The sequence below is a fragment of the Blautia sp. HA8986 genome, assembly GCF_056504635.1.
This window is the reverse complement of the sequence record NZ_JBWLUQ010000001.1, coordinates 812,960-824,636: the sequence shown is the minus strand read 5'-3', so window position 1 is coordinate 824,636 and position 11,677 is coordinate 812,960. Positions and strand designations below refer to the sequence as shown.

Annotated in this window: 10 protein-coding genes and 1 riboswitch; all 10 genes read left to right on the top strand. The window is 42.9% G+C overall.

Translation table 11 applies throughout. The annotated features are described in order from the left end of the window. Positions 1–74 precede the first annotated feature (74 nt). The 10 genes from AC04Q4_RS03760 (at position 75) to putP (ending at position 11,595) form a co-directional block, all read left to right on the top strand. Positions 75–383: an ArsR/SmtB family transcription factor gene (locus AC04Q4_RS03760; RefSeq protein ID WP_081017038.1), complete on the top strand. Its 309-nt coding sequence runs from the start codon at positions 75–77 to the stop codon at positions 381–383. A gap of 186 nt (positions 384–569) precedes the next feature. Beyond that, positions 570–1,661, top strand: a complete 1,092-nt coding sequence (locus AC04Q4_RS03755) for a M14 family metallopeptidase (protein WP_180214683.1) — start codon at positions 570–572, stop codon at positions 1,659–1,661. Positions 1,662–1,863: 202 nt separating this feature from the next. Beyond that, positions 1,864–2,964, top strand: coding sequence for a transposase (locus AC04Q4_RS03750; RefSeq protein WP_243097413.1), 1,101 nt, complete (start codon positions 1,864–1,866; stop codon positions 2,962–2,964). 62 nt (positions 2,965–3,026) lie between these two features. Then, a riboswitch (cobalamin riboswitch) is annotated at positions 3,027–3,202 on the top strand. Between the two features lie 196 nt (positions 3,203–3,398). After that, complete coding sequence (nikB, locus tag AC04Q4_RS03745) at positions 3,399–4,337, top strand: nickel ABC transporter permease (RefSeq protein ID WP_173738891.1); 939 nt, start codon at positions 3,399–3,401, stop codon at positions 4,335–4,337. Next, the gene (gene nikC, locus AC04Q4_RS03740) at positions 4,338–5,165 is read left to right on the top strand and encodes a nickel transporter permease (protein ID WP_173738892.1); all 828 of its coding nucleotides are present in this window, start codon (positions 4,338–4,340) and stop codon (positions 5,163–5,165) included. Positions 5,166–5,236: 71 nt separating this feature from the next. Further along, positions 5,237–6,805, top strand: coding sequence for an ABC transporter substrate-binding protein (locus tag AC04Q4_RS03735; protein WP_476388531.1), 1,569 nt, complete (start codon positions 5,237–5,239; stop codon positions 6,803–6,805). A gap of 14 nt (positions 6,806–6,819) precedes the next feature. Then, a complete protein-coding gene (locus AC04Q4_RS03730) occupies positions 6,820–7,605 on the top strand; it encodes an ABC transporter ATP-binding protein (protein ID WP_173738894.1) in 786 nt (261 codons plus the stop codon). Beyond that, positions 7,598–8,563 carry an oligopeptide/dipeptide ABC transporter ATP-binding protein gene (locus tag AC04Q4_RS03725; RefSeq protein ID WP_476388530.1) on the top strand — a complete coding sequence of 322 codons (966 nt, stop codon included), beginning with the start codon at positions 7,598–7,600 and terminating at the stop codon, positions 8,561–8,563. Before AC04Q4_RS03730 ends, AC04Q4_RS03725 begins: the two co-directional genes overlap by 8 nt. Positions 8,564–8,581: 18 nt before the next feature. Beyond that, the gene (locus tag AC04Q4_RS03720) at positions 8,582–9,829 is read left to right on the top strand and encodes a type 1 periplasmic-binding domain-containing protein (RefSeq protein ID WP_476388529.1); all 1,248 of its coding nucleotides are present in this window, start codon (positions 8,582–8,584) and stop codon (positions 9,827–9,829) included. A gap of 233 nt (positions 9,830–10,062) precedes the next feature. Continuing rightward, the gene (putP, locus tag AC04Q4_RS03715) at positions 10,063–11,595 is read left to right on the top strand and encodes a sodium/proline symporter PutP (protein WP_195455318.1); all 1,533 of its coding nucleotides are present in this window, start codon (positions 10,063–10,065) and stop codon (positions 11,593–11,595) included. The last annotated feature ends 82 nt before the right edge of the window (positions 11,596–11,677 follow it).

Sequence of the window (11,677 nt, the reverse complement as noted above, 5' to 3'; positions counted from 1 at the left end):
GGAAGGAAAATGGTGAAAGCGTGGAAAAACATAAAGACGAGGCTTGTGACTATTATGAAATTCATGAAGATTCAATGGAAATTATAAATAAAACAATGCCAGAAGAGACGGAACTTGAGGATTTGGCAGATTTGTTTAAGATTTTCGGAGATTCTACAAGAATCCGTATTCTGTTTGTGCTTTTCGAAACAGAGGTATGTGTATGCGACCTTGCGAAAGCACTGAATATGACACAGTCTGCAATTTCCCATCAGCTTAGAATCCTGAAGCAAAACAAACTGGTGAAGAACCGACGAGAGGGAAAGTCCATTTTTTATTCTCTGGCAGATGATCATGTGCGGACGATTATCAATCAGGGAAGAGAGCATATAGAAGAAAATTAATCCGATGTGAACGTATGGTAAAAGTAAAAAGCAGGGAGTTGATATTTCAAGTATTGGCTCCCTGTTTGAAAATATAAAAGTTTTATAGAACTAACTATTGAAAGTGGAATTTACAGAATGAAATAAGAGCCTGCCAGTGGATGATAAGATCTGGCAGAGATGGAATGAGTGGAAGGAGAAGATTTGATGCGAACATTACGAGTAGCAGACCTGGAAGCAAAACCGGGTGAGAAAGTATCAGGATTTGTGCACATCATCGGGGCAGAATTCGGAATTCCGGTAACACTGATCTGTGGAGAAAAAGAGGGGGAGACTGTTCTGATCTCCGGTGGGGTACATAATGCAGAATATGTAGGAATTCAGGCAGCTATGCAGCTTGCAGATGAGCTGGATCCGAAGAAGATCGCAGGAAATATCATAGTGATCCGTCTGATGAACCGAACTGGATTCGAACACCGTACCATGAGTCTTACTTATGAGGATGGAAAAAACCTGAACAGAGTTTTCCCTGGAAATCCGAATGGTACACTTAGTGACAGGATCGCTTATACTGTTGTGACAGAATTTTTCCCGAAGGCAGATTACTATGTGGATCTGCACTGCGGTGATGGATTTGAGGGACTGGTATCTTATGTATACTGTACAGGTGCAGCAACTCCGGAAGTAGCTGCAAAAAGCCGGGAGATGGCGGAAATCGCACATGTGGACTATCTGGTAACTTCCATGTGTGGAACAGGCGGAGCTTATAACTATGCCGGAAGCATGGGAATCCCGAGTATCCTGCTGGAACGTGGACACAGTTCCCGCTGGTGCGAAGATCTGGTAGCGGAGGATGTTCATGATGTGAAGAATATCCTCAGACATCTGAGAATCCTTCGCGGGAAGTCCCATATTCATGGCAAACCACCGATAGAAGTAAGTCCTGTGATCTATGAAGATGCCCCGGTATCAGGCTGCTGGTATCCGGCGAAACAGCCCGGTGAGACCTTTAAAGAAGGCGAAGTACTGGGAAGAATCTGCGATTATTTTGGACGTAAACTGTTTGTATACAGAGCCAAAATGGGTGGTATTATTCTTTATCAGACCATCAGTCTGTGCATTATGAAGGATACGCCGATGGTTTCTTATGGTACCTGGGATGAGGATACACAGGGTAAGATTGAAGTAGGATGTGAAGTGTGCGGAAATGAGAAACATAAGCATGGACACCATCATCATAAATCAGAGGAAAAACATCATAAACGGCATGAACATCATAAGCATCATGAGGATAAATAAATACTTAACTATAAATGAGCAAGTTCGTGATTTTGCATAAAAGAAAGACACCTCGATTCCGTGTGTTGTATAATGAAAGTGCCTAAACAAACATTTGCAACATTTACGAAAGAAGGTGTCTCTCGCAAATACTATACATCATTCCGCATTCATATACAACCAGCTTAAGAAATTAAATTTATGCAAATTTTATTCGAACCGGGTGATAAACCACCTTATAAGTATCCTGATCAGCATTTTCATTTCAGGATATCATGGAAAAACCACGGATTTTGCTAAAAACAGTTCCTGTCACAGAACTACGATTGCACATTTCCTTAATTCAGGGAAATGGGATGATTCTCTACTTTCAGATACGTTAAAACGTTCTGTTATAGAGATTATTTATTCAGAAGCAGCACGCACCGGAAAGCCTGTTTTCTGCATTGTAGACGATACGATAGCTTCAAAGACAAAGCCTTCGTCACAGGCTCTGCATCCGATTGAAGATGCGTACTTTCACCAATCCCATTTAAAGGGGAAACAGGACTACGGACATCAGGCAGTAGCTGTTATGCTTTCCTGTAACGGCATTGTCCTGAACTATGCTTTTGTAATGTACAATAAATCAATTTCCAAGATTGATATTGTACAAAATATTGCAAAGGAACTGCCTGTTCCACCAGTAATGTCTTATTTCCTTTGTGACTGCTGGTATGTTTCTGAAAAAATAATCAATACTTTTGTACAGAAAGGGTTCCATACCATTGGTGCTTTGAAAACAAACCGTCTGCTGTATCCATCAGGAATGAAAAAGAAACTCAGTGAACTGGCTGCTGAACGATCCACAACACATAAAGGATTTGACCTCGTCACAGTCAAAAAACGCAACTATTATGTGTACCGGTATGAGGGAAACCTCAGCGGCATAGAAAATGCAGTTGTTCTTTTAAGCTATCCTGAAAAAGCATTTGGTAATCCTAAAGCACTACGTGCTTTCATTAGCACAAATGTATCCTTATCTACACAGGAGATCCTTTCCTGTTATGTTTGTCGATGGCCGATTGAGATATTTTTCAGGCAATGCAAAAACCATCTGGCCCTGGATACATACCAGATACGCTCCTCAAAGGGAATACAGAGGTACTGGCTGTTGATGTCACTGACACATTATATTTGTGTCACAGGAACTGGCGGATATCGGTCTTTTCAAGATGGATATCATCGAATCTGTAGTGCCGTTCATCAGGAAAAGTATCAGTATCTATTCCTATGTGCAAAAGCAAGTGATGATTTTGAAGCATTTATGAAATTAGCAGGATAATTTTGTGCATTTTTTCAAATTTGCTCATTTATAGTTTCGTAATTTAATAGTTTTTGCTGATTTTTATATCAGTCATTGCAAGTTCCAGCATGGATTAATAGGGAAACCGGTGGAATTCCGGTACGATCCCGTCACTGTAATGGGGAATCCTCAGATATAATGCCACTGGGAGAGACCGGGAAGGCGTCTGAGGGTGAGGAGCCTAAGTCAGGAGACCTGCTTGCAATTGTCCAGGAATGATTCTTACGGAAGATAGGAAACATGCTTTTTTGTGCCCGGTATTTCGTCGCGGGCATTTTTTTGTGCATTTTTCTAAAAATCTTATGTATTTCTGCCTAATAGAATCCCTGTTGTTATATAATCTGACTATTTTACGATAAGTCAGTTAAAAATGACTGAATTAAAATCGCATCAAAGGAGGAAAGGAGTAAAACGTGACAAAGAAACAAGTTGGAAAAAGATTTCTCCAGATTATAATTGTATTATTTGGAATCAGCTTTTTCACATTTGGACTGACCTACCTGTCACCCGGTGATCCTGCGGAGATCATGCTGACAGAGTGTGGTAATCTTCCTACACCGGAGCTTCTGGAACAGACAAGACATGAGCTTGGTCTTGACCAGCCATTTCTTGTACAGTACGGTTCCTGGCTGAAGGGTGTTGTTACAGGAGATATGGGACAGTCCTATTCTTTCAAAATGCCGGTAACAGACAAACTGGTATCCTGTTTCTGGCCTACACTTAAAATGTCGCTACTGGCACTTCTGATGATGGTCATTATTTCCATACCTTTGGGAATCCTGGCAGCTGTATATCAGAACCGATTTCCGGATTATTTTGTGAGGGGCATTACTTTCGTGGGAGTATCTGTTCCAAGCTTCTGGCTGGGACTTATACTTCTCAGTATCTTTGGAGTTCAGCTTCGCTGGATCAATGTGGCAGGAGGAAGTACTGATTTTAAAGCCATGGTTCTTCCGGCTCTGACCCTTGCACTTGCCATGTCAGCGAAATATACCAGACAGGTAAGAAGTGCAGTACTGGAGGAGCTTCATCAGGATTATGTAACCGGTGCAAGAATGCGAGGAATTAAAGAAAGTGCGATCCTCTGGAAGCATGTTCTTCCTAATGTAATGCTTCCGCTGGTGACACTGCTGGGTCTTTCTCTGGGAAGCCTCCTTGGAGGTACCGCAGTTGTAGAGATCATTTACAACTGGCCGGGAATGGGAAATATGGCAGTAAAGGCAATTTCCTGTCGTGACTATCCTCTTGTACAGGGCTATGTACTCTGGATCGCTATCCTTTATATGTGCATCAACCTGCTTGTGGATCTGTCCTATACTTATCTTGATCCAAGACTTAAGGAGGATAGATAATTGAAAAAGGTATTACGAACATTCAAAGAAAATAAACAATTCACTCTTTTCTTTATTCTGGGTCTTTTGGTGATCGGTGTCGCGATCTTTGCACCGCAGCTTTCACCATATGATCCACTGGATGCAGTTATGACCGAATCACTGCAGGAGCCAAGCTCTGCTCATCCGTTTGGAACGGATAAGCTTGGACGAGATCTTCTTTCTCGTGTTATCTTCGGAACAAGAACTTCTCTGATCATGACATTATGTCTGGTTGCTGTGATCTTTGTGATCGGTACATTTTTAGGAGTTATCGCCGGATATTTTGGCGGTATCGTTGATGCGGTTATCATGCGTATTGCAGATATGATGATCTCCTTCCCGGGTCTTGTACTGGCTATTGCAATTGCCGGTATGCTGGGACCAAACCTTGTTAATGCCGTTATCTCCATCGCGGCTGTGAGCTGGACGAAATATGCCCGTCTTGCAAGAAGTATGGTTTTAAAAGTCAAGAAGAGTCTTTATATAGAGGCAGCAGTGGTAAACGGAACAAAAACATGGAAAATTCTTCTTGTGCATGTTCTTCCAAACATGGTAACACAGATGGTGGTAACTGCGGCAGCAGATATCGGAACCATGATGCTTGAGCTGGCGTCTCTTTCTTTCCTGGGATTTGGTGCGACTGCGCCGACACCGGAATGGGGACTTATGCTTAACGAAGGAAGGACCTACATGGCAAAAGCGCCATGGCTTATGATCTATCCTGGTATTGCTATTGTGATCTGCGTTGTTGTTTTCAATATGCTTGGAGACAGCATCCGTGATGTACTTGATCCGCGTCAGGATTAAAAAATATTAAAACAGTTTCTGTAACAAACCAACACCAATTAATAAGTATTATTTATCTTTAGGAGGATGAAATGAGAAATAACGTAGTAAAAAAAGTGCTGGCTGCTACACTTGCGTGTATGATGACTTTTTCCATGACAACTGTTGCTCAGGCCAAAGGCGACAAAAACAGTGACAAAGAGATCACCATCGGAGTAACAAGCTTTGCAGATGCACTTGAGCCGACAGAGCAGTATTTCAGCTGGGTAGTATCCCGTTACGCGATCGGTGAGTGCCTTACAAAATTCGATGAGAACGGTGAGATCGTTCCATGTCTTGCAGAAGAGTGGGATAACAGCGAAGATGGTAAAACATGGACATTTAAGATCCGTGAAGGCGTAAAATTTTCCAACGGAGATGACATGACACCGGAGATGGTAAAAGCTTCCATCGAGCGTACTGTTGAAAAAAGTGACCGTGTTCCGGAGTTTTTTGATCTTGACAGCATTGAGGTTGACGGACAGAACCTGATCTTCCATCTGAACAGAGCTAACGCAAACATGGCAGGATGCCTTGCAGACCCACTTTTCCTTATTGTAGATACTAACGTAGATGATTCCACATTCGCAATGGAAGGACCGATCTGTACAGGACCTTACGCAGTAGAGTCCTTCAGCCCGACAGACTCCTGTGTCGTAGTAAAGAATGAGAACTACTGGGATGGAGAAGTTCCTCTTGATAAAGTTACACTGAAATGTGTTGATGACCAGACAACACGTTCCATGGCTCTTCAGACAGGTGAGATCGATATCGCTTATAACCTGAAAACTGAGAACCTGGTTGAGTTTGAGGGAAATGATAACTATGATATCCAGGAGCTTCAGTCTCTTCGTTCCACCTATGCATTCATGAACCAGAACGAGGATCATGCACTCAGCGATAAGGCTCTTCGCCAGGCGCTTCTTCGTGGTCTTGACAAGGAAACATACTGCAATACTCTTCTTGAGGGTGGAGCAACAGCTGGTAAAGCACCGGTTCCTCCGACACTTGACTTTGGATTCGATGATCTGAAGGATGAGAATGCTTATGATCCGGATGGCGCAAAAAAGATTCTTGATGAAGCCGGATATAAAGATGTTGATGGTGATGGATTTGTAGAGACTCCTGACGGAGATCCGCTTGTTCTTGATTTTGTTATCTACACAAGCCGTGCCGAGCTTGGTGTATACGCACAGGCAGCACAGGCCAGCCTGAAAGAGATCGGTATCAATGTAAATCTGAATACTGTAAGTTATGAGACACTTCTTGACATGAGAGATTCCGGTCAGTATGATCTTCTGATCTGGAACGTGCTGGTGGCAAACACAGGAGATCCTGAGAACTACTTAAGAGAGAACTGGTACAGCTCCTCTGCAAACAATACAGCAGGATATAATAACCCGGATGTTGATAAGCTTCTTGATGAGCTTGCTCAGACATTTGATGAGGACAAGAGAAAAGATCTCATCATTGATATTCAGCAGGATATTATGGATGATGCTGCAACTGTATTCTTTGGTTACGAGACAACCTATCTTTTCTCCAACAAGAAGGTAACAGGAGTTAAGATGTATCCGATGGATTACTACTGGCTGACAAAGGATATCACTCTTGCCGAGTAAAGGAGCGTTTACTTATGCTTGAAATCAAGGATCTTTCCGTTCAGTACGGAAAGCAGGCATCTACTATAGAGCATTTCAACCTTTCCATGAAGAAAGGTGAGATCATCAGTGTGGTAGGAGAGAGTGGAAGTGGAAAAACGACAGTTATCCGTGCAGTTCTCGGCGCACTTGCCGGGGGCGGCCGGGTAAGTGCCGGTGATATCCAATTCAACGGAAAATCCCTGCTTTCCAATACAAAGGATGAATGGAGAAAATTAAGAGGCACCCGAATTTCCATGATCTTTCAGGACTGTGGCGGAACCCTGAACCCGATCCGTAAGATCGGAAGTCAGTACGTGGAGTATATTTGCACACATACTGATGTATCCAAAGCAGAGGCATGGAAAAAAGGATGCTCCATGCTTCAGAAAATGCGTCTTCCTGACGCGGAAAATATTATGAAAAGCTATCCTCATCAGCTTTCCGGCGGTATGCGCCAGCGAGTTGGTATTGCTATGGCAATGACTTTTAACCCGGAACTTCTTTTGGCAGATGAGCCTACCAGTGCACTGGATGTTACTACACAGGCGCAGATCGTGCGTCAGATGATGGAGCTCCGTGATGATTTCGGTACAGGTATCATTATTGTTACCCACAATATCGGTGTTGCAGCTTATATGGCAGATCAGCTGGTTGTGATGCAGAACGGAAAAGTTGTGGATCAGGGAACCCGTGATGAAGTCATGAATAACCCGACAAGTGATTATACAAAGAAACTGCTGGCTGCAGTGCCGGAAATGGAGGGACAGCGTTATGTTTAATGAATCAGATATCGTACTCAGTGCGAAACATATCGTAAAACAGTTCCCGGCTTCCGGCGGCAGAACTTTAACAGCCTGCAATGATGTCAATTTAAATGTTTATAAAGGAAAGACTCTGGGAATTGTAGGAGAGAGCGGCTGCGGTAAATCAACCTTTGTCCGTATGGTCATTTCTCTTGACAAACCGACGAACGGAGAAATCCTCTACCATGGAAAAAATCTCTCCAATCTCTCCAAAAAAGAAACATGGCTGAACCGTCAGAATATGCAGATGGTCTTCCAGGATCCGCTGGCGTCCTTTGACCCGAAAATGAAGATCGTGGATATTCTCACAGAGCCACTGATCAATTACGGAAAACTGAAAAGAAGCGAAAAAGAATCCAAAGCCAGAGAACTTCTGGAGATGGTAGAGCTTCCCGGAGATTTCGTGGATCGATATCCTCATAACATGAGTGGTGGTCAGAGACAGCGTATCAGCATTGCGCGTGCACTTTCTCTTGAACCTGAGATCCTGGTATGTGATGAAGCTACCTCAGCACTTGATGTTTCCGTGCAGGAATCAGTCATCCGCCTTCTCGTACGTCTTCAGAAAGAGAAGAATATCAGCATGCTGTTTATCTGTCATGATCTGGCACTGATCCGTTCTTTTGCCCATCAGATCGCGGTTATGTATCTTGGTAATATTGTAGAGGTAATTCCAGGAGAAGATGTTGCAGAAAAATCTCTTCATCCTTACACACAGGCACTTCTGAGAGCACAGTTTTCCATTCATATGGATCAGGACAAAAAAATCGAGAGCATTGAGAGTGAGGCGCCAAGCCCTCTGGATGTTCCTCATGGCTGCCCATTTCAGAACCGTTGCGAACATTGTATGGAAAAATGTAAAACAACACGGCCTGTACTTACAGAAGTGGAAGCAGGACATGAAGTTGCCTGCCATTATGTAACTGAGAAATAAAGAAAGGCAAAAAACAGTATGATATTTAAAAACTTTAAAATATTGGGCTTTCTGCTGTTGCTGCTTGCTGTTTTTGCAGTTGGCGGAAAAAAAGTTTCTGCTGCTGGCGAAGATGAAGATATCCAATATACAATAGGTGTTGTAGTATATAATCAGGACAGCCCAGAAATGAACATGTTCATGAACTATTACAGAGAATACATCCAACAGGGATTTCCGGTTAAGTTTTATTTTTCAGGAAATATCAGTTCTGCAGAGGATGAGTGCGATTTCATCCGCTCAATGAAGCAGCAGGGTGTGAGCGGGATCATTTCTTTTTATGGACAGGATATCCAGAAGATCGTAGAAACCTGCGATGAGGAAGAAATGTATTATGTTCTTGGTTCCGGAAACATCAGTGATGAAGATTATGACAAGATAAAAAGCAGCCAGTATTTTCTTGGAAGCGTAGGACCGGATGCAAAGGCAGACTATGAAGCCGGCTATAATATGTCTGATTATTTTGCAGATTCAGATACAAGCAATTATATTGTACTGACAGGTGGTTCTTCCGCTGGAAATTATATGCATCTTCAGAGGACCATCGGTGTTCTGGAAGGTCTTGCTGAGAAAGAAGGCCTGACCTATTCCGAAGATGTAGAGAAACTTGCAGTATCTGAGGAAACAACTGTTGTAGATACAGGAAAGGATGATATCAGCATTACCATCTGTCCTGGCTATATGGCAGTCCCGAAGGGAATCAATAATCTGAAACATGCTTTTGTAGACGCAAATTATGATGCAGTTCTTTGTACCTTCAATGTAGATGAGATCATGAAGATCATTACAGCAAAAGAAGAGGAGCAGGGATCCAATATCAAGATCGGAGCAGTTGACTGCTTCTCCCAGGAAAACTATGATGAGATCAACACAGAGGATTCCTTTGGAAATCCTAAAATTGATTACATTGCAGGTAAATATGCATCCATGGGTGGTCCTGCCTTTGCAATTCTGTACAATGCAATGGCCGGTTATCCGGAAGCAAATACCGATGATGCAGATTCTAATACAGTGCGTCTGTATCAGGGGTTCTGGAGTGCTTCGGATAAAGATTCTTTCAATGAGCTTTACGGATATACACAGGACATTTACGAAAATGCATACAGCTGTGCAGATCTGATGAAAGTAATCAAGGCTTACAATACAGATACCACACCTGATGATCTGAAAGCTCTGACAGAGGCGTATACAGTGGAAGATGTACAGAAGCGTATCGAAGAAAACTAAACACATATATTGAAAAAGAGCTGTACCGTTACATGGGGTTCAGCCCTTTTTCTTGTTATTAATACAATTTTATACAAAAAATATGTGAAAAAATCCAAAAATACTCTTTACTTTCTTAAGTTAATATAATAAAATCTATAAATATGTAAATATCCGGTATGGAAAAAGGAGATAAAACTCTCAAATGGTGAGTTAATACGCCTTTCCATAACGGAAAGGAAGGGAGAGAAACAATGACAACAGCACATATTTGTATAATGGCGGCCATTATCGTCTACCTGGGTGCAATGCTCTTTGTAGGTTATCTGTGTTCCAGGAACAATAATGACAGCTCTGATTTTTATCTTGGAGGAAGAAAACTTGGCCCGCTTGTAACAGCCATGAGTGCAGAGGCTTCTGACATGAGCAGCTGGCTTCTGATGGGTCTGCCAGGACTTGCTTATCTTACCGGTATTGCAGATGCTGGCTGGACAGCCATTGGTCTTGCAATCGGAACTTACGTAAACTGGAGGATTGTAGCAAAAAAAATTCGCCGCTACACACATGTAGCAGGAAATTCCATCACATTACCATCCTTTTTCAGTAACCGCTACAGAGATGAAAAAAAGATCCTGCAGTCTATCGGAGCGATTTTTATCGTTATCTTTTTTATCCCGTACACGGCCTCAGGATTCGCAGCCTGTGGTAAGCTTTTTGCAAGTCTCTTCGGTGTAAAATATCTGCCGGCCATGATCATCAGTGCACTGGTCATCGTTGGATATACCACACTGGGAGGATTCCTGGCAGCTTCTACCACAGATTTTATCCAGAGTATCATCATGTCCATCGCACTTGTGATCGTATTTGTATTTGGGATCAGTACAGCAGGGGGTATTGATGCAGTTGCAGACCATGCAAGATCCCTGCCTGGATATCTGACTATGTTTACTACATATGATCCGACAACCGGAACAGAACAGGCATATCCACTGCTTAATATTATTTCCATGCTTGCATGGGGACTTGGATATTTCGGAATGCCGCATATTCTTCTTCGTTTCATGGCGATTGAAGATGAAGAGAAGCTTACACTTTCCAGAAGAGTGGCAACTACATGGGTAGTGATCTCACTGGCAGTAGCAGTACTGATCGGTGTGGTGGGACTTGGAATGACAGCAGCAGGAGAGTTTGACCTTCTGGAAGGCTCAGCATCTGAGACAATTATCGTTCGGATTGCAGATCTTCTCAGTAAACATGGCGTAATTGCAGCAATTCTTGCAGGACTTATCCTTGCAGGAATCCTTGCGTCCACCATGTCAACTGCAGATTCTCAGCTCCTAGCGGCATCCTCAGCAGTTTCTTCCGATCTTCTCGGAAGCATCCTGAAGGATAAAGAAACCAAAAAAGAAAGCATGGTAGCCGATAAGATCACTCTTCTTCTGATTGCAGTAGTTGCCATGTTTATTGCCCGCGATCCGAACAGTTCTGTGTTCACCATCGTATCCTTTGCCTGGGCAGGCTTCGGAGCTGTATTTGGACCCGTGGTACTTCTGGCACTATTCTGGAGACGTTCTAACTGGCAGGGAGCCCTGGCAGGAATGATCTGCGGTGGCTCCATGGTATTCATCTGGAAGTACGGAATCAGCAAACTGGGGGGCGCCTGGGGAATCTATGAACTTCTTCCGGCTTTTATAGTAGCCATTGCTGCAAACATCATAGTAAGTCTGCTTACCAAAGCCCCATCCAAAGAGATCACTGATGAATTTGACAAGGTAAACCAGAAATAAAAGCCTCTGCCTTTTTACCAAATTTAATACATTCAAAACAGCAACACCAAACAATAAAAGCCCGATACAGATGTCCTGATTT

Bases quoted from the DNA above. Each gene is read 5' to 3' on its own strand.
- AC04Q4_RS03760 (WP_081017038.1), top strand. From the start codon at position 75: ATGGAAATTATAAATAAAACAATGCCAGAAGAGACGGAACTTGAGGAT.
- AC04Q4_RS03755 (WP_180214683.1), top strand. From the start codon at position 570: ATGCGAACATTACGAGTAGCAGACCTGGAAGCAAAACCGGGTGAGAAA.
- AC04Q4_RS03735 (WP_476388531.1), top strand. From the start codon at position 5,237: ATGAGAAATAACGTAGTAAAAAAAGTGCTGGCTGCTACACTTGCGTGT.
- AC04Q4_RS03730 (WP_173738894.1), top strand. From the start codon at position 6,820: ATGCTTGAAATCAAGGATCTTTCCGTTCAGTACGGAAAGCAGGCATCT.
- AC04Q4_RS03725 (WP_476388530.1), top strand. From the start codon at position 7,598: ATGTTTAATGAATCAGATATCGTACTCAGTGCGAAACATATCGTAAAA.
- AC04Q4_RS03720 (WP_476388529.1), top strand. From the start codon at position 8,582: ATGATATTTAAAAACTTTAAAATATTGGGCTTTCTGCTGTTGCTGCTT.
- putP (WP_195455318.1), top strand. From the start codon at position 10,063: ATGACAACAGCACATATTTGTATAATGGCGGCCATTATCGTCTACCTG.